Consider the following 21,911-nt stretch of genomic DNA (forward strand, 5'->3'; position numbering starts at 1 on the left):
ATGTTTCGCTCCCGCCTTCTGTAATTCCCTTGCATTTTTATTTCAAATTCTCCTCAAGCATGTCAAAGATATCGCCCATCTCATCCATTTCAAGGTCTCCCGCACTGAAGTCGCTCGGTGTGAATTCCTTGTCCTCTTTTTCCGTACAATGGCGGATGATCAGGAGGAGATTTTCTTTAAACCGCTCCATTTGTGCTTCGACCGTTGCTCTTTCATATTCCTTCTCATTGTAGGAGCAAGAGAGGACAAAACGTCCGTTTCGGATCATGCCGCTGAAGCTTAAAGCGTACAGGGCTTCTGATTCTTCGCTCACTTGGCGTCCCATATCGAAAGCGGACGGTTCAAAGAAATCCGTTTTCACTTCACTGTCGAATTGGCCTAAATAGTTAAAGCTGATTTCCGGTGTGAAGCCTTGCGCTCCCGCTTGTTCCGTAAAGTAGCGGAGAATGCCGTATCCGACGCCTTTGTCCGGAACGCGGCGCAGGTTTTCTTTGACTGCTTTGATGACCGCTGAAACATCTGTTTCAGACATGTCGAGCACAACAGGATATTGTGCCGTAAACCAGCCAACCGTTCTGGAGATGTTCACATTCGGGATGATGTCTTCCCGTCCGTGCCCCTCAAGATTGATGCCGATTTTGACACCGTCTGTCCACTCTTTCATCGTTAAACCGAGCGCACTGAGGAGAATATCATTGATCTCGGTTCCATATGGCTGATGAACATCTGTTAAGAGGTGTTTAGTGTCTTCTTCATTTAATTCGCAGATGACGGATGATGTATGTTTGACAATCCGCTCCTCTGTTTCAGCATCCTTCGGTACAGCGGAAACCTCTTCAGCGTCAATTTGCGCCCAGTATTCAGCCTGCTGCAAAAGGTGTGCTGATTGGCTGAATGCCGCCAATTCTTCCGCCCAATCCTTGAAGGAGTTCGTTTTTTGCGGGAAGACGATTTTCTCTTCGTTCTCAGTCTGCACGTAGCCTGATGCAAAGTCCTCAAGTAAAATCCGCCATGATACGCCGTCGACCACGAGATGGTGTACAGCGATGAGCAGGTGATCCCCTGCTTCCGTGCGGTATAGCTCCCCTTTCAGAAGCGGCCCGTTTTGCAGGTCAAGACTGCTTTGCAGACTGTCAGCGAGAACCTTAATCTGACTTTTCAGCATATCTTCATCTGAGCCGTACAGATCAACGATTTCGAAGCTGACCTCGCATTCGTCTATCCGTTTATACGATTGAATGATGTCGCCGTTTTCTTCACGGTAAACCATGCGCAGCGCGTCATGATGTTCAATCAGTGCCTGCAATGTCTTTTCAACCCGTTCAGGATTGAAGCCCTTCGCAGAATGAAGCATGACCGACTGGTTCCAATGGTGTTTGTTCGAGAAATTCTTTTCAAAGAACCAGCGCTGGATCGGCGTCAGGGTAACTTCGCCCTCCACAGGGCCTTGGTCTGCCTGTTTGCCTTCGGCACGCTCCACGTATTGTGTCAGTTCTTCAATCGTCGGGTGCTGGAAGAGATCCTTCATTTCCAGCTTCCAGCCGTGCTGGTTCAAGCGGCTCGCCATCTGGATTCCTTTAATGGAATCTCCGCCGAGCGAGAAGAAATTGTCGCTGACACCGACTTCAGAAATACCGAGCACGTCCTGCCAAATGCCGGCAAGCAGCTCTTCCATGTCAGTGGACGGCGCTTTGTATTCTCCGCTTCCTGCTTCGATGTCCGGCTCCGGAAGCGCTTTGCGGTCTACTTTGCCGTTTGCGGTAACCGGAAGCTCGTTTAATGTCACCCAGAACGCCGGGATCATGTAGTCTGGCAGGGTTTCCTTCAGTGCTGATTTCAGCGCTTCTATGTCAGCTGTTTCCGGTGTGACATACGCCGCGATCGCTGTATTGCCGCCTTTATCTTTTACAGCTGTCACTGCCGCATCCTGCACCTGAGAAAGCTGGGCCAGCTGCACTTCAATTTCTGACAGCTCGATTCGGTAACCGCGGACTTTGACCTGCTGGTCGATCCGGCCGATGTATTCGATGCCGCCGTTCGTCCATTTCACTAAATCGCCTGTTTTGTACATGCGTTCACCCGGCACGAACGGATCGGGGACAAACCGCTTCGCGGTTTCGTCTTCCCTGTTCAGATAGCCGCGCGCCAGTCCGCGCCCCGCCACACAAAGCTCTCCGGCCACGCCTTCCGGCTGAACCTGATGGCTTTCGCTGAGAATGTACACTCTCGTATTGGCGATCGCGCGACCGATGGAAAGCGAACCTTCCTCCGGATTGATTTCTGTGCTCGTCGCAACGACAGTGTTTTCGGTCGGCCCGTAGTTGTTGACAATCGTGTACGGCTGCTTAACCGCACGCTTCAGTTTGTCTCCGCCTGTCAGCAATACGCGGAGTGATGTGTTCTCTAGCTCCATGAACTGTTCCGCCAGCTGTGTCGGCAGGAAGGTGACTGTGACGTTGTGCGTTTCGAAATAGTCATTCAGGCGGGTGATATCAAGGCGGATCGCTTCATCAATGACATGAAGCTCGGCGCCGATCGTCCAGGTCGGGAACATCTCCCAAATGGAAGCGTCGAACCCGAAGCCCGCGTACTTCGCACTGCGATCCTCCGCCGTCATGCCAAATGCGTCGTGGTGCCAGAAGCACAGGTTCACAAGCGCATGGTGCTCGATCATCACACCCTTCGGCTGTCCGGTCGTTCCTGACGTGTAAATCATATAAGCAAGGTGATCCGAGGTTGTGTCGGTCTGCGGATTTTCCTCGTCGTTTTCATCAAGCGGCAGACTCAGGATTGTGCGGTTGCCGTCAAGAAGAATGACCTCGCCCGTGTAGCTGTCCGGCACTGAGATGCCTTCTTGTTTCAAGAGAAGTTTCGCGCCGCTGTCCTGTAGGATATATTCAATCCGCTGATCCGGATAGTCAGGATCAATCGGCACAAATGCCGCTCCTGCCTTCAGGACACCGAGCACCGCGGCGGACATTTCAAGCGACGGCTTCGTGAGAATGCCGACGCGCTCATCCGCGCCGATGCCGCAGTCAATCAGAATCCGCGCCAGACGATTCGCCTTCGCATTCAGCTCGCCGTACGTCCATGATTGCCCGTTATACGTAACAGCCGGGCGGTCTTTGTGGCGCTTAGCCGCTTCTTCAAACAGCTGATGAACCGTTTTGTCTGTCGGCACAGGCAGTGTTTTTCCTTTCCATGCCTCCAAGAGCGTTTGTTTTTCTGTCTCGTTGACGAGTGACAGGCCGGAAAGCGGCTGGTTTGGATTTTCTGCCACAGCCTGCAATAATCGCAGAACGTATTCGCTCCATTGCTCAGCAGTTTCTCTTGAGAATAGGTCAGTCGCATATTCCAGCTGAAGACCGATGCCGTTTTCGTCAGCGAAACCGCCTAATGTGAGGTCAAACTTGGATGTTCCTTGATGTGCCTCATAAGGTGAAATCGTGAGATCTTGCAGCTCAAGCTGTTCTTTATCAGGGTTTTCTGTCGTAACCATCACATTAAACAAAGGATTCCGGCTCATATCCCGAGGGAGGTCTAACTGATTGACCAGGTCTTCAAACGGATACTCCTGATGCTCAAGTGCTGACAGATTTGTCTCCTTCGCTTGCTCCAGAAGCTCTGCAAATGTCTGCTCTTCCCTTGCTTCCATTCTCAGTGCGAGCGTATTGACGAACATCCCCGGCATGTTTTGCACGTCGGCATTCGTGCGGCCAGCTGTAACCGAGCCGATCACGATATCCCGCTGTCCGGAGATTTTGCTTAAAAAGACATGGAAGACGGTGTGAAGCACCATATGCAAAGTCGTTCCCGTTTCTGCGAGCAGTTTTTCAATCGCCTTTGCCGTTCCGCTTTCCGCACGGAAACGGACGGTATCCCCTTCAAAGCTTTGAACAGGCGGTCGGGTGTAATCGAGCGGAAGGTCAAGCTCCGGCAGTTCGCCTGAGAGAACTGAAAGCCAGTATTGCTCATGCTCCTTCATCCGTTCTTTCTGACCGGCTTCATTTTGCCAAACAGCGAAATCTTTATAATGAAGCTTCGGCTCCGGAAGCTGTTCGCCTTTATAAAGCAGTGTCAATTCTTTAACGAAAATACCTCTTGATACACCATCCGCGATAATGTGATGCATATCCAATAGAAGCAGATGTTTTTGGTCTGCGATTCGGAGTAATGCCGCGCGAATGAGCGGAGCGCCGCTTAAGTCGAATGGCCGGATAAATTCTTTAATCTTCTGTTCCGCCTCGCCCTCTTCTGCATCAAACACGTGAAGATCAATTGATGCCTCCTCAACAATGCGCTGGACAGGCTCTCCGTCTGCTTCCGTAAATGACGTGCGCAATGATTCATGACGGTTTACGAGCTGGTTGAGTGATTCCCGCAGGCGCGAAATGTGAAGCTCGCCTTCCATAAGAAGAACCGATGGCATATTATAGCTGATCGTCTGCCGGTCTAGCTGATTGAGCACGTACATCCGTTTCTGCGCGGATGACAATGGATACACATCCTGTTTGTCAGCCGGCTTCAGCATGTGATAGCCGCCTGATGCTGCCGATTCCTCCATATAAGCCGCCAGCTGGCGTACAGTCGGCTGTTCGAACAGCGCTTTAAGCGGCACGGTTTTCTCCAAATCTGCCTGTATATTGGCGATGAGCATCATTCCTTTTAGTGAATGGCCGCCTAAATCGAAGAAGTTGTCATCGATTCCGATCGCTTCAATGCCGAGTGTTTTCTGCCAGATGCGGCAAAGGCTTTCTTCAAGCGCTGTTTCCGGAGCAGCTGACGCTTCATATCCGGATTGCGCTGCGTTCGGCTTCGGCAATGCGTTTCTGTCGGTTTTCCCGTTCGCCGTGAGCGGGATGGCGTCCACCTGCACAAAGAAGGCAGGGATCATATGAGACGGCAGTATTTGTGAAAGCTGTTTCCGGAGCTCTGCTTTTTCAATGGCTTGATCCGCCGTATAATACGCGCAAAGCTCTTGAAGCCCGCCCTCAGAAACCGCAAGCACCACCGCTTCTTGAACGTCGCTGAGGCTGAGCATGACCGTTTCAATTTCTTTCGGCTCAATGCGGTAGCCGCGAATTTTCACCTGATCATCAGCCCGGCCGATAAATTCAATCGTGCCGTCAGCCAGTCTCCGGACGACATCTCCGGTCTTGTACATCAGGCTGCCCGGCGCATACGGGTTTTCCACAAATTTCTCGGATGTGAGCTGAGGACGGCTGAGATATCCTCTGGCAAGCCCCTGTCCCGTGATATATAACTGGCCGCTCGCTCCCGAAGGTACAAGCTTCAATGACTCATTTAAGACAAGTGCGCCGGCATTGGCAATCGGCCGTCCGATTATCGGCCGTTTCGCGAATGTGTCAGGTTCAGTCAGGTCAACCCGTCCGGCAATGGCGCCGATCGTTGCTTCGGTCGGACCGTAGTGATTGATAAATTCGGTATGCCGATATACCTTGCTGAAAGCTAAAACATCAGCCGGAATGATCTTTTCTCCTCCCAACACAATCAAGCGCAGGGATTCAAAGTGCGGCTCCTTTGTAAAGCTGGCCGTGTTCACCATCGTATGGAACAGAGACGGTGTCAGCTTGATATACGTGATGCCGTGTTCCTTGATATAACGGCCAATCTGATCGGGCGCCGTATATGTTTCTTTCGGCACAATGTGAAGCTCACCGCCTGCTTGAAGCACAGGGAAAATGCTTGTATATCCCAAGTCGAATGCGTAAGACGAAAGCAAGACAGACTTATCCGTTTCAGCCAGCCCTGCCTCTTTGCTAAACCAAGAAACATAGTTTGTCAGATTGCGATGCTCAATCTGCACACCCTTCGGCTTCCCGGTCGTACCGGATGTGTAAATGATATATGCAAGATTCTGAGGCCCAGAAATCGGTTCCGGACGCTCCTTGCTTTCGTTCCGCCAATCCGCTTGATCGATGTTGATGGCGGTTCCTTGATATTGCCCTATGGCAGTCATATTTCTTTCATTCACGACTGTAAATCTCACACCGCTGTCTTCTAATGAATAGCGGATTCGTTCCTCAGGCGTATCCGGATCAATCGGAAGGAAAGCTGCTCCCGCCTTCAGGACACCAAGAACAGCTGTCATTAGGTCAGCTGAACGGTCCATGACAACGGCTACGATGTCTTCACTTCCTGCCCCGTGCGCGCGCAAATGATGCGCCAGCTGGTTTGCCTGTTCATCGAGCTCACGATAGCTCAGCTGGTTTCCGCCACAAATCACAGCCGGATGATCAGGTGTTTGCTGCACCTGTTTTTCGAAAAGTGACGCAAACGTGTCATTGCCAGAATGAGTGGTTTGTTTTTTCTCTTCAAGCAAAGCTGCCGTTTCAACTGGTGAAAGAATCTCCAAATCAGACAGCCGTACGTTCGGATTAACCGCAGCTGCTTTGATCAAATTGACAAAGTGGCTGCTCCAGCGGCGGATCGTCTCGTCCTTAAACAAGGCAGTTGCGTAGTCAAAGCTTAAACCGATTTCTTCTTCCCGTTCGACAGCTTCCAAGGACAGATCAAATTTCGCCACGTGATGAAGCATGGAATAGGAAGAAATCTTCAAATCTCCTAATTTCAAAGAAGGAATCTCCATGTTCTGCATGTTGAACATGACGCTGAACAGCGGGCTTCGGCTTGTGTCCCTTGTGAGCGGCAGTTTTTCAATCAGTTCCTCAAGCGGATAGCTTTGGTGCTCGAATGCTTGCAGACTGACCGTTTTGACTTCGTCTAGGAATTGTGCAAAGGTTTTATCCCCTGCAGGCGCTGTCCGTAATGCCACCGTGTTGACAAACATACCCGGCACACCTTGCAGATCAGGATGCGTTCTGCCCGCAGTCGGTGAGCCGACAATGATGTCATCCTGTGACGCGTACTTAGAGAGCAGTACATGAAATGCGGCTAAAAGGAACATGTACATTGTTGTGTCCGTTTCTGACAGCAGCGATTTGATTTGAGCTGTGATTTGTTTATCCAGCCCGAACATGACGCGCTCCCCGGAAAAGCTCCGTTCTGCAGGACGCGGGAAATCCGCCGGAAGATCAAGAACCGGCAGCTCGCCTTTAAACGTATCCAGCCAGTATGCTTCATCCTTTTGATGATCCGCATGTTCTTTTTGCCAGACAGCGTAATCTTTATAGTGAATCTGCGGGAGCTCCAGATCTGCGCCTTGATAGATTTTGGCGAGATCGCCGATGAAAATGCCTGTGGAGCTGCCGTCCGTAATGATATGGTGCATATCAATGAGCAGCAGATGGCGTTCTTCTTCAAGCTGGACAAGCTTCGAACGGACGAGCGGCGCGCGGTTTAACTCAAACGGCTGAATAAACGATTTGATCAGCTCTTCCGCGTCTTCTTCCCGTCCCTTGGCAGCCTCCAGCTGGAACGATATGTTTTTATGAACGGTCTGTACGACTTCTCCGTCTATCATGTCAAACGACGTACGGAGAATTTCGTGCCGGTTGATTAATTGCTGAATCGCATGTTCAAGCCGGTCTTTGTTTACTTCTCCCTCCAGCAAAAGTACAGCAGGGACGTTGTAACTTGTGCTTGCTTGTCCAAGCTGATTGAGGATGTACATTCTCCGCTGGGCCGGGGAAACAGGATAATGCTGCTGATAAGGTGCTTGCCTGATCGGTTCAAACGTCTGCTCCTCCTTGCTTTCGCTCTCTTCCAAATACAGTGCCAGTTCTTGAATGGTCGGCTTTTCAAAGAGCACTTTAATCGGTACTTCCTTGTGGAAATGCTCTTGAATTTTCGCCGTCATCATCATCGCTTTCAGAGAATGTCCGCCGATCATAAAGAAGTTATCGGTAACGCCTGCTTTGACGCCGAGTATCCCTTCCCAGATCTCCGCTAATTTCTTTTCACTCTCTGTTTTGGGTGCTGCATATTCAGACTGCACAGCGTCTGATTGAGGCGCAGGCAGTTCTTTTTTATTGATTTTTCCGTTTGGTGTAAGCGGCAGGCTGTCCATCTGGATCAAATGGGCAGGAACCATATAGTCAGGCAATGATTGAGACAGCGTTTTTCTCAGCCCGCTCACAGACACTTCGCGATCCGCTGTAAAGTACGCGCAGATTTCATTTTCATCCGCTTTGTTTTTGCGAATGATCACGGCAGCCTCTGTCACATGTTCGGCCATGTTCAATTTGGTTTCAATTTCGCCAAGCTCAATCCGGAACCCGCGCACCTTCACCTGGTTATCAATTCTTCCTAAAAACTCGATATTCCCGTCCGGAAGCCATCTCGCCAAGTCGCCAGTTCGATACATTTTTTCACCCGATTTGAATGGATCTTCGAGAAATTGCTTCTTCGTCAGCTCTGGGAGGTTGACGTAGCCCCGTGCCACGCCGCTTCCGCCGACACACAGTTCACCGGGCGCGCCGATCGGCTGCAGGCGCTGCTGCTCATCCATGATGTATGCAGTGGAATTTCCGATTGGCTTCCCGATTGGAATTGAACCGCTGTACTCGCGATCAATCAGAAAGCTTGTAGAAAATGTCGTATTTTCTGTCGGTCCGTACCCGTTCCACAGAGAAAGCAACGGCGATGCCTGTTTCACTTTACTTACAATATGCGGCACGAGCGCGTCTCCGCCGATAATTAAATGGCGCAGTGTGCCGAACATGCCGGCATCCTTTGCAGCAAGCTGATTGAATAATGGCGATGTCAGCCACATCGTCGTAATTCTCTGCTCACGGAGGAACGCTGAAAACCGTGTCGCGTCAAGCAGTGTCTCTTTTTTCACCGGATAAAGCGCAGCGCCGTTCAGCAGCGCGCCAAAGACCTCAAATGTACCTGCATCAAAGCTGACAGCTCCCGTTTGCGCCATTCGGTCTTCTTCATGAACAGGAACGTATCCTGCATTTTTAACGAGACGCAGAATGCTTTTATGTTCGATCATGACGCCTTTCGGTTTTCCGGTCGAACCTGACGTGTACATGATGTAAGCCAGGTCAGACGAATCGGCGGGCAGATTCAGATTGTCAGCCGTTTCATTCCCTTCAAAGACGCCTTCCAGCGGGAGAACCGGTACTTGCAGCTGATTTGCCTGTTTTGTATAGGCCTCTCCAGCTAAAGCGATCCGAATTGAGCTGTCCTCCGCCATGAAACGGAGCCGATCCTCCGGAAGTGCGGGATCAAGCGGCACATATGCGGCGCCTGCTTTTAACACAGCCAGCATGGCGGCAACAGTGTCTGCCGAACGGTCATTCATAATGGCTGCTGTTTCACCCTTTTGAAGACCTTGCCCGATGAGCTTTCTCGCCAGGCGGTTCGCTGCTTCGTTCAGCTCGCGGTATGTCAGCTCGGCTCCTTCATATACGAGGGCAGTACTTGCCGGTGTCCGCTTTGCTTGTTCTTCAAATACCTGATGAACAGCCATTCCTACAGGGAGTTCTGATGAAGTGCTGTTAAAGGTCTCCACAATTTGCCGCTGCTCTTCTTCTCCCACAAGCCCGTGCTCACGCACAAAAGCGTCCGGCCGCTCGACAGCGGCTGTCATCATGCGGGTGAGATGCCCTGCTGTCCGTTCAATAAAAGCAGAATCAAATGCAGCGCCGTTATATTTGATTTTAACGGTCCAGGTTTTACCCGGGTAAACAATGAGGTTGAAATCAAAGCTTGTTTGTTCAAATGCGCTCTCAACCTTAATAGAGAACCCGAGCCGGTCTTCCATGCTGCCGTTTTCAAGCTCTTGATCAAGCGGATAATTTTCAAAAGCGACGAGATGGTTCAAAAGACTGCTGTCCAAGGCTGAACGTTTTTGAATCTCGTAAAGCGGCACGTAATCGTAACGCTCCGCCTCCACCGCATGCTGCTGAACGTCTGTGAAAATATCAGCGAATGTAGACTGCTGATCAACCTTTACACGCACCGGAATGGTATTGATAAAGAGCCCCGCCATTGTTTCAATTCCGTTGATTTCAGACGGCCGTCCCGATACGACCGTGCCGAAGACAACATCATTTGTAAAGTTATATTTGCTGAGGACGATTCCCCAGATCGCCTGAAACAGGTTAGGCCCCGTCACTTGATGGCGATTCGCCGTTTGCTGAATGCGTGCAACCAGTTCCTCATCCCATGTAAATGAGTATTCTCTGTTCACATACTCTTCTTTTTTCTCCGGCAAGCGGCCCAGGAGCACGCTTGGCTGTTCAAAATCCGCCAAGCGTTCGCTCCAGTAGCCTTCCGCTTCTTCATTGTCCTGTTTTCCAAGCCACTTAATGTAGTCGGAATATGGCTTGCCCTGCCCGTTTGCAGGTGTGCGGCCTGCTCTGAGCGCTTCGTAGTTTTGGAACAGGCTTTTCATCAGCACGCCCATGCTCCAGCCGTCCATCATAATATGGTGATTGCTCCAGACAAGATACAGCTGATCTGCATCAAGGCGGAAAACTGCCACCTTGAACAAAATGTCTTTTGCCAGGTTAAAGCCTTGGCGCTGAACGTCTAGTTTGTAACGCTCGATGTGGTCTTTCTGGCGATCCTCGTCTGCATGACTGATATCTTCATAGTGCACCTTTGTCTTGCGTTCCGCTAACACAACCTGACGCGGCTTTTGCAGCTGCTGGTGCACAAATACCGTACGGAGAATATCGTATGACCGGATCAGTTCATTGACGCTTTTCTCAAAGATTTCTAGATCAAAAACACCTTGAATGCCAAGCTCTAATTGTGTGAAGTAAGAGGAAGAATGCGGATCAAGCATCGCATGATACAGCATTCCTTCCTGCATCGGTGTAAGTGCATACACCTTTTGAATCGATTTTTTGCTCATATGCCACCTCTATTAAAAAATTTCCATTAATTTATCAAGCTCATCCAGCGTCAAATCGTCGTCGCCAAGGTCACTCGGCGTCAGTTCCGTGCCATCTTGAGATAGGCAATGTTCAATGATTCTATGAAGATGGGCCTTAAAGCTGTCACTGAATGTCTGTATCGTTTTTTCATGAAATTCGAGAGAGTGATAGGCCAGTGACATCGTCAGTTTTCCGTTTTCAATATATCCGACAACATCAAGCGCGTTCGGTTTTTCCGTTTCCGGGCTTAATGACTGTCCTGACGGCAGCTCTGATCTCGTGAATAAACCTGCATCCGACATTTCATCGAACTGTCCTAAATAGTTAAAGCTGATATCCGGCTGAATGGAGAACGCCACATCTTCTTTATGCTCCGGCGCCGTCAAATAGCGCAAAATGCCGTAGCCCACTCCCTTATTCGGGATATGTCTGATGTCTTCTTTCATTTGCTTCAGCTGATAAGCCAGATCATCCGCGTGCTTCATATCCAGCACCATCGGGAACATACTCGTAAACCAGCCGACTGTCCGGGAAATGGTCAGGTCTTCTACGATATCTTCACGTCCATGCCCCTCTAAATGAACACTCACTTGCTCCTGACCTGTCCACTCCTTCATCGCCAATCCGAATGCCGTCAGCAAAATATCATTCATTTCTGTATGATAAGCCTCATGCACCTTGGTGGTAAGCTGTTCTGTCTCTTCAGCAGTCAGCGAAAATTCGATTGTCTTTGTATGTTTCATTCGCTGATCACTAGATTCGCGATCCTTCGGAAGCTTCATCGGGACAGTCTGTTCTTCAAGCTGTTTCCAATACTCTTTTTCTTTCAAAAAGGCCTTAGAATTTGCGAAGTCTTGTAATCTCTCCGCATACTCCGCAAACGAATGGGTTTTCTGCGGAAGAACCGGCTCGTTCCCTTGCTCCAGCTGTGTATAAACCGCGGCGAAATCCTCCAGTAAAATCCGCCACGATATACCGTCAACCACTAAGTGGTGAATCACAAGCAGCAAGTGATCTCCGTCTTCTGCCTGGAACAAGCCTGCTTTTAACAAGCCGCCTTCATTCAAATCGATGCTGCTTTGCAGACGCTCCGCTTCTCTCTCTATGCGGTCTTCATGATCTATAGCCTGCCCCTCAAGCTTGGCGATCTCCAAGTGGACAGACACAGCATCAAGCCCTTTATTAAACTGAACGATCTCCCCTTGTTCCTCGCGGTAGACCATGCGAAGTGCGTCATGATGCTCAATCAGTGCCTGCAATGTCTTTTCAACCCGTTCCGGATCGAAGCCCTTCGCAGAATGAAGCATGACCGACTGGTTCCAATGGTGTTTGTTCGAGAAATTCTTTTCAAAGAACCAGCGCTGGATCGGCGTCAGGGTAACTTCGCCCTCCACAGGGCCTTGGTCTGCCTGTTTGCCTTCGGCACGCTCCACGTATTGTGTCAGTTCTTCAATCGTCGGGTGCTGGAAGAGATCCTTCATTTCCAGCTTCCAGCCGTGCTGGTTCAAGCGGCTCGCCATCTGGATGCCTTTAATGGAATCTCCGCCGAGCGAGAAGAAATTGTCGCTGACACCGACTTCAGAAATACCGAGAACGTCCTGCCAAATGCCGGCAAGCAGCTCTTCCATGTCAGTGGACGGCGCTTTGTATTCTCCGCCCCCTGCTTCGATATCCGGCTCCGGCAGCGCTTTGCGGTCTACTTTGCCGTTTGCGGTAACCGGAAGCTCGTTTAATGTCACCCAGAAAGCCGGGATCATGTAGTCCGGCAGGGTTTCCTTCAGTGCTGATTTCAGCGCTTCTATGTCAGCTGTTTCCGGTGTGACATACGCCGCGATCGCTGTATTGCCGCCTTTATCTTTTACAGCTGTCACTGCCGCATCCTGCACCTCAGAAAGCTGGGCCAGCTGCACTTCAATTTCTGACAGCTCGATTCGGTAGCCGCGGACCTTGACCTGCTGGTCGATCCGGCCGATGTATTCAATGCCGCCGTTCGTCCATTTCACCAAATCGCCTGTTTTGTACATGCGTTCACCCGGCACGAACGGATCGGGGACAAACCGCTTCGCGGTTTCGTCTTCCCTGTTCAGATAGCCGCGCGCCAGTCCGCGCCCCGCCACACAAAGCTCTCCGGCTACGCCTTCCGGCTGAACCTGATGGCTTTCGCTGAGAATGTACACTCTCGTATTGGCGATCGCGCGACCGATGGAAAGCGAGCCTTCCTCCGGATTGATTTCTGCGCTCGTCGCAACGACAGTGTTTTCGGTCGGCCCATAGTTGTTAACAATCGTGTACGGCTGCTTAACCGCACGCTTCAGCTTGTCTCCGCCTGTCAGCAATACGCGGAGTGATGTGTTCTCTAGCTCCATGAACTGTTCCGCCAGCTGTGTCGGCAGGAAGGTGATTGTGACGTTGTGCGTTTCGAAATAGTCATTCAGGCGGGTGATATCAAGGCGGATCGCTTCATCAATGACATGAAGCTCGGCGCCGATCGTCCAGGTCGGGAACATCTCCCAAATGGAAGCGTCGAACCCGAAGCCCGCATACTTCGCACTGCGGTCCTCCGCCGTCATGCCGAACGCGTCATGGTGCCAGAAGCACAGGTTCACAAGTGCATGGTGCTCGATCATCACACCCTTCGGCTGTCCGGTCGTTCCTGATGTGTAAATCATATAAGCAAGGTGATCCGAGGTTGTGTCGGTCTGCGGATTTTCCTCGTCGTTTTCATCAAGCGGCAGACTCAGGATCGTGCGTTTGCCGTCAAGAAGAATGACCTCGCCCGTGTAGCTGTCCGGCACTGAGATGCCTTCTTGTTTCAAGAGAAGTTTCGCGCCGCTGTCCTGTAGGATATATTCAATCCGCTGATCCGGATAGTCAGGATCAATCGGCACAAATGCCGCTCCTGCCTTCAGGACACCGAGCACCGCAGCAGACATTTCAAGCGACGGCTTCGTGAGAATGCCGACGCGCTCATCCGCGCCGATGCCGCAGTCAATCAGAATCCGCGCCAGACGGTTTGCCTTCGCATTCAGCTCACCGTACGTCCATGACTGCCCGTTATACGTGACAGCCGGGCGGTCTTTGTGGCGCTGAGCCGTTTCTTCAAACAGCTGATGAACCGTTTGGTCTGTCGGCACAGGCAGTGTTTTTCCTTTCCATGCCTCCAAAAGTGTTTGTTTTTCTGTTTCGTTGACGAGTGACAGGCCGGAAAGCGGCTGGTTTGGATTTTCTGTTACTGCTCCTAAAAGCTGAATCCAGTATTGCTTCCATCGTTCAATCGTTTCCGTTGTAAACAGCGCCGTATTGTATTCAAGAACAAATGTGAGCCCTTCGCCGGTTTCGTCAGCTGTCAGCGTGATATCAAACTTGGCCGTTTTCCGCTCAAACGGATGCGGTTCAAGCTCGACCCCTTTCATCGTTAAATCTTTAATGTTCGCATTTTGCATAGAAAATACTGCATCAAATAAAGGGTTTCTGCTTGTGTCACGGTGAACCTGAACTTTTCCGATCAGGTCTTCAAGCGGGTAATCCTGCGCTTCAAATGCGCTAAGTGCTGTTTCTTTCACTTCGCCAAGATAATCCGCAAACGTCTTATCGCCCTTCGGATACGTGCGCAGCGCCAGCGTATTGACAAACATGCCGATGACGCGGCTGATGTCTGCTTGAGAGCGTCCGGCTACCGGCGAGCCAACAATGATATCGTTTTGCCCACTCAATTTTGATAAAAACGCGCTGTAAGACGCCAGAAGAACCATATACAAGGTGGAATCCGTTTCCTTCGCAAGCCTGCGAAGAGCATCTGCTTTTCTTGCATCTAATGAAAATGCAATTCGGTCTCCCTCAAACGTTTGAACCGCAGGACGACTGTAATCAGTTGGAAGAGTCAGCACCGGCAGCTCTCCTTCAAGCTCCTTCAGCCAATGCTCCTCTTGCTTCCGGTAAAGCTCGGACTGAATAAACTGCTGTTGCCACACGGCATAATCCTTATATTGAATATGAAGCGGCTCAAGGCTTTCTCCGTCGTACAGCTTCGAGAGTTCATCAATCAGCACGCCGACAGACGCTCCGTCAGAAATAATATGGTGCATATCAAACAGCAGCAGATGCTCAGTTTCTGAAAGCTTGATCAGTCCCATTCTGAACAGCGGCAGCCGGTCAAGTGTGAACGGACGGATAAACTCAGAAACGATCCGCTCGGTCTCTTCTTCTGGAGCTTCAAAATATGCCATATCAAACGCTGCTTCATCCCAGATTCGCTGCACCGTTTCTCCGTCTTTTATTTCAAAGGTTGTTCTGAAGGCTTCATGGCGCTCCATTAACTGATTCATTACGCATTTGAGCCTTTCAACATCCAAATGACCCTTAAGGCGCAGAACCGATGGCATGTTGTAGCTTGTGTCCGCTCCTTCAAGCTGCTGAAGCACGTACATCCGTTTTTGCGGAGAAGAAACAGGATAAGTCTCTTGTTTCTTTGCCGGTCTGATGCTGATCGCTGTTCCTTTTTCAGCGGCGGCAATAGCCTGCGCTAAGCTTTCAACGGTCGGTGATTGGAAAAGATCCTTCAGAGAAAGTTCGGCGCCCAGTTCCTGATGAATCAAGGCAAGCATCTTCATCCCCGCTAACGAGTGTCCTCCGATATCAAAGAATTGGTCATAGATGCCTATCTGTTCAACCTGAAGCACCTGTGCCCAAATGTCTGCGACTTTTTGTTCTATTTCATTGCGCGGCGCAACATATGAAACACCATTTGAGATGTTGGCGTCAGGAAGCGGAAGCGCCCGACGGTCGATTTTTCCGTTTCCGGTCAGAGGCAGCTCGTCCATTTGGATAAATACCGCAGGAATCATGTAAGCCGGCAGATCCTTTGCCGTATGCTCTCTCAGCTCTTGCGCTGTAATTTCACCCTGTCCGACAAAGTACGCGCAAAGCAGTTTGTCTCCCGCACCTTGATCGACGGCAAGCACAACGCTCTCCTGCACACGATCGTGGCTTTGCAGCTGGTGCTCAATTTCTCCGAGCTCAATGCGCTGTCCTCGGATTTTCACCTGGTGGTCGATCCGTCCGATAAATTCGATATCGCCATTCGGCAGCCATCTAGCCAAGTCACCTGTTTTATACATGCGTTCGCCTTTTTTAAACGGATGCGGCACAAATTTCTCCTCAGTCAGTTCAGGTCGGTTGTAATAGCCTTTCACGAGGCCTTCTCCGCTGACACACAGTTCTCCGGCGATGCCGGCAGGCTGAACATGTCCCGCACGGTCAAGAATGTATACTTCTGTATTGCTGACCGGTTTTCCAATCGGAACGGACATCGTGTGCTCATCTAATTCATCAACCGGATGATACGTCGCGAAAACCGTGCTTTCAGATGGGCCGTACATGTGAAGCAGCTTGCCTTTTCCAACGGTCTGCAGCGCTTTTTTCACATGATCTACAGAAGCCCGTTCTCCTCCGAACATAATCTTGCGCAAAGTCGACAAGCATGTCGGATTCAAGTCTACAAGAAGGTGGAACAGAGCTGTCGTGATCATGAGAATGCTGATGTTCTCCCGCTCAATGACGCGAGAAAGACGAGCCATGTCAAGAACTGTTTCTTTCGGAACGATGACAAGCTTCGCGCCGTTTAAAAGAGAACCGAACACATCAAACATAAATGCGTCAAATACATAGTTTGAGAGTCCGAGTATCGTATCCTGTTCCGTAATACTGAGATAATTCGTCTGCTTAACCGTGCGCAGAATATTGGCATGTGTCACGATATTCCCCTTTGGCGTTCCTGTCGTTCCGGATGTATACGTCAGGTTGGCCATAGCCGCCGAATCAAACGGCAGAGCGAGGTTTTGCGCATCGTCGTGATAGCTATCGTCCTCATCAGCGAGCACGATGACGCCTTCGAATTCCGCTTTTTCCGCTAACGCCTTTAATTTCTTCTGGGTGAGAAGCACTTTCGCTCCGCTGTCTTGGAAGAAATGCTGCATCCGCTGAATCGGGTGTTCCGGATCAATCGGTACATAAGCCGAACCGGATTTTAATACCGCCAGGATTGACACAATCATGTCCATTGACCGTTCACATAGGACGGCCGCTGTCCTGCTTTCGCCTGCTCCCATTGAAAGAATGCCGCGCGCTAAACGGTTGGCCCGTTCATTCAGCTCACGATATGTGAGCGATTGCCCTTCATATTGAAGTGCCGGACGATCCGGCGTTTTGGCAGCCTGCTCCTCAAACAGCTGAACAATCGTTTTGTCTTTCGGATAAGGCGTTCTTTCCGGGTTAAACTGCTGAATTTGTGAAACGGCTTCCTGTTCAGAAAGAAGATTGTATTCAGAAATTGGTTTCTCAGGCTCAGCCGCTACATCTTCAAGCAACCTCCCAAAATGCGTGAGCAGCCTGTCTGCCGTGCTTCGTTTAAACAGTTTTGTGCTGTAGTCTAAATCAAGATCAATGCCTTGGTCCGTTTCTCTTGCCTGAACCGTTACATCAAATTTGGCAATGTTGAAATTGGTCTCATGAATCGACAATGTCAAATCACCGACAGCCGGAATGCCCGCCGTTGCGTTTTGGAGACTGAACATCGTGTCAAACAATGGATGCCTGCTGATATCACGCGGTATGTTCAGGTCTTCAACGAGCCATTCAAATGGATAATCCTGATGAGAAAAAGCATCCAGAACCTGCTGGCGCACACGTGTGAGCAGGCTGTTAAAGGTCTCATACTGCTTCACTTCGCTGCGAATCGCGAGCGTATTGACGAACATACCGACAATGCCCTCTGTGTCAGAATGATGTCTGCCCGCTGACGGGGTGCCGACAATGATGTCATCCTGCCCCGTATATTTAGACAGGAGCGTATAGTAGGCTGACAGCATAACCATATAAAGTGTGGCGCCATTTTTTTCAGCTAAACGATACAGGCGATTCTTTAACTCCGCATCCAGCTTGATGGAAACCCGGTCTCCTTCAAAGCTTTGGACAGGCGGTCTCGGATAATCGGATAGAAGCTGAAGCACTGGAAGCTCGCCCGCAAAGGCTTCCTTCCAATACGCCTGATCCTCCTGGTATCCTTCAGCAGCCTGCGCGCTTTGCCAGACGGCGTAATCTTTATACTGAAGACGGAGCTCAGGAAGCTGTTCACCGCGGTAAATCTGTGCCAGTTCCTCCAAAATAATGCCGATGGAAACACCGTCAGAAATCAAATGGTGCATATCAAACAGAAGCATATGACGGTTTTCTTCAAGCTCCATCAATCCGATTCTCAACAGCGGCGCTTTCGATAAGTCAAACCGGCGGACAAAAGAAGTCATAACCTCCTCATTTGAGCGGCCGCTTCTTTCAATCATCTCGACGTTGAACTGAACACTGTCATGAATTTTCTGTCTCGGCGTACTGCTTTCAAGCACAAATGACGTCCTCAGTGACTCGTGGCGGCTGATTAACCTGTCAAATGCGCATTCTAGTTTTTGAATGTCTAAAGGCCCCTCTAAAATAGCTGCCGCCGGCATGTTATATCCGACTCCCGCATCTTCGAATTGGCTGACAATATACGTCCGCTGCTGCGCCAAAGAAAGCGGGTAATGTTCCTGTTTTTCAGCTGGCTCAATTGCCGCAAACGTCCTGCCTGCTTCACGCTCGGCCGCCTCAGCAAGAGCGGCAATGGTCGGATGCTCAAACACATATTGCAGCGGGATGTCTGCGCCTGTCTCCTTATGAATCTTTGTTAAAAGCGTCATGGCCTTCAATGAATGACCGCCCGTTTCAAAGAAATTGTCAAAGACCCCGGCTTTCTCAACGTTCAGCACATCCTGCCAAATCTCAGCGATTGCTTTTTCCATTTCGTTTCGAGGTGCGGTATAAGCTGTTCCACTGACCGCTTTTACCTCAAGCGCAAACAGCTTGCGGCGGTCAACTTTACCGCTTGGTGTGAGCGGGATTTCTGTGATTTCTGTGATGTAAGCCGGCACCATATAGTCAGGAAGCTGTTTTGCCGCGTGTTCCCGCAAACGTGCTGGAGCAAATTCGCTTCCCTCCTTTTGCACAACATACGCACAAACCTCAAGATTCCCTTGGTCGTCAGGCCTCGCCAAGACGACAGCTTTTGCAACATCAGGCGCCTGCTGAAGCACGGCTTCAATTTCTCCAAGCTCAATGCGGTATCCGCGAACTTTGACCTGATCATCTTCTCTTCCTAAATATTCGATCGTTCCATCTGGAAGCCAGCGCACCACATCTCCGGTACGATACATGCTGTCACCGGGCACAAACGGGTCTTGTGAAAATTTCTCAGCTGTCAATTCCGGAAGGTTTAAGTAACCTCGTCCTACACCGTCACCCGCGATATACAGCTCGCCCGCCACGCCTTCCGGCTGCAGATGGCCTTTTGCATCCAAAATATACAAGCGGTTATTCCCAAGTGCCTTACCGATTGGCACATACGCTGATTGAACTGAACTGTCCGGGTGGACCGGATGAACGGAAGCATCCACACACGTTTCAGTCGGCCCGTACACATTGGTCAAACGAGGAACGGCACCCGCTTCTTTAAACAATGTCAGAAGCTTGTCCGCCACAACGGAAGAAAGACCTTCCCCGCCAATCAGCAGGTGTTTGAGCTTAAGACCAGTCAAATCTCCCGCAGCAATCAGCATTTGCAGATGGGCCGGTGTTCCGTCCGTCGCCTCAATCCCGTGTCTGCGGTAATACTCAGCAAGAGCAGCGCCATTCGTCACCGTGTTCTTCGGTACAATATAAAGGGTCTGTCCCAAAAGAAGCGACGCGAAAATCTGTTTCACTGACGCATCAAAGTGGAACGGCGCAAGCAATGCCATCCGCAGGGTTTGGCTCTCACTCTGATAAACGGTCTGCTGCAGAGATTCAACCAAATGATGAACCTGGCGATGCTCGATCATCACTCCTTTTGGACGTCCGGTTGTCCCCGACGTATAAATAATGTAAGCAAGATGATCGGCATTCACATTGACATCCGAAATAGCATCTGTACCGCCTGCAATCGCCTGATCAAAGTCAATAAGCTCAGCAGATGCACCTGGAGACGCAACCTTCGATTCAGTCAAGACGACATCCGCACCGCAGTCCTCCAAAATAAATTGGATGCGCTCTGCCGGAAACTCGGGGTCAATCGGCACATAGGCTCCGCCGGCTTTTAAAATCCCCATAATGGCCGTGATCATTCGTTCAGAACGTTCGAGCAAAACGGCAACCGGGCTGTCTGCACGGACACCCTTCTCTTTCAGCACACTGGCAATGCGTGATGATTGTTCATGTAACGTTTGATAGGACAATGCTCGATTTTCAAACACAACCGCAGGCTGATCAGCAAGCGATTCAGCCTTTTCTTGAAACAGCGCCGGAATCGTCATGTTCTTGCGGTAATTGACCGCTTCACCCCCAGCCCGCAATAGCAGCCGCTCTTTCTCCGCCTCAGAAATCAGCGTTAATTCATCAATCGTATGATTCGGGTGCGTAAGTGCGTTCTCAAGCAATGTCATCATGCGTTCACAAACAATTTCGATTTCTTCACGCGTCATTAAATCAGTACGGTAGTCAAAGTCAATTGTAAGTTTCCCAGTATCCCAGCGATCCTTCACATGAATCGAAACATCATTTAATCCGCTTCCGCTGAAAATGGGCTCAGTCAAAAAGGCAAGATTTTCTTCTTTCTGCCACTGCATCACCTGATATTCAAGAGAAACGGTAAACAGCTTTGTCACAGAGCTTTTTGTTTCACGAAGATCATTGATGAGAAGATTATACGGGTACTTTTGATGGCGAAGAGTTTTCATTAAATCCTTCATCCGGCCTTTAACAAAATCAAAAAACGCCTGTCCGCCGTCAATGTTTGCCCGAAGCGGAACCGTAGAAACAAACATGCCGAGCATCTGCTTCTCTTTCGCATTTGTCCGGTTGCCCATAAATGTACCAGTTACCACATCATTCTGCCCGCTGACTCTGTACAAGTAGGCGGCAAGCACCGATTGAAATACCGATAAAACGCTGACCTTATGCTCCTCACAAAAGGATAAAATTTGCTGATGCAGCGCCTCAGGCACATCTTGAGAGAATCTCTCAGCATCTAAACTTCCGCCTGCAGGAGCATTCCGTTTCAGGGAAACGAGTTCAGGCACCGTTTCAAATTGCTTGTTCCAGAACGTTTTATCTTTTTCAAACCGCTTCGATTGAGCATAGTCCTGTTCAGACAAAACATGATCGATAAATGAATGCGAGATCCCTTTTTTTGTTTCTGATCCGCCTGCTAATTCCAAGTAAATGTGCATGATGGCGTTTCCGAGGATGTTCATGGAGATCCCGTCAGAAATCACATGATGAACATTTACGTAAAACCATACTTCATTTTCTTTGATGGTAAACAGGGAAAATCGGAATAAATCACAATCGTACAGAGGCAGAGGTTTTTTCGTTTCCTCCCGGCCCCATTGTGAAACAGATTCTATCGCATTCGGATCTCCGGTGGTGTCAGTATGTTTTATATCAACAGGCCGATACTCGCTTATATATTGAACGGGCTCTCCATTTTCATCGAGACGCAAACGAAGACGCATTGCGTCATTTCTGCGGACAAACTCTTGAATCGCTTGCTCCACAAGCTTCCAGTCAATTTCTTCAGTTGAAACCAGCTTACCAATCCCCGCAAGATTTGAAATACTCGTTTGAGGATAAAATTTTTCTGTATACCAAATTCGTTTTTGAGCATCCGTTAAAGGATAAAAAGTTATTTCCATATTATCTTACCTCCCCTAATCTTCAATAATCTGTAACATGTGCAGGATTATTTCTCTTTCGTATCCTTTGACAGCTTTTGAATCTAATGAACTAACCGCTCAAAAAGCCGAAAGTACTACTTCTCAAAAGCGTTGCATCCAAACAAAAAACACAAAGCGACCTAAAAAACGCCAGCCGTATGCATTGATTGCGGTGTCAGGCACAGGCAGATAAAGACCGCAAGCCCTCTTGCCCTAAAGTGAAACATTTTTGCCTATTTCTTCATTGTTTTCAATATTTTTAACCTTTCTAACGTTCACTTTAAATGAAAAAAATGTTTTTATCACCGAAAAATGGGTGAAA

2 protein-coding genes are annotated in these 21,911 nt (G+C 49.8%); both read right to left on the minus strand.

Annotation, left to right across the window (positions count from 1 at the left end):
• Positions 1 to 37 precede the first annotated feature (37 nt).
• Complete coding sequence (gene srfAB / locus LNN34_RS22110) at positions 38 to 10,792, minus strand: surfactin non-ribosomal peptide synthetase SrfAB (protein ID WP_416378573.1); 10,755 nt, start codon at positions 10,790 to 10,792, stop codon at positions 38 to 40.
• Between the two features lie 12 nt (positions 10,793 to 10,804).
• Positions 10,805 to 21,568: a surfactin non-ribosomal peptide synthetase SrfAA gene (gene srfAA, locus LNN34_RS14465; RefSeq protein WP_229043691.1), complete on the minus strand. Its 10,764-nt coding sequence runs from the start codon at positions 21,566 to 21,568 to the stop codon at positions 10,805 to 10,807.
• Positions 21,569 to 21,911: the final 343 nt, after the last annotated feature.

Source organism: Bacillus sp. AF23 (assembly GCF_020861455.1).
Lineage (GTDB): Bacteria > Bacillota > Bacilli > Bacillales > Bacillaceae > Bacillus > Bacillus halotolerans.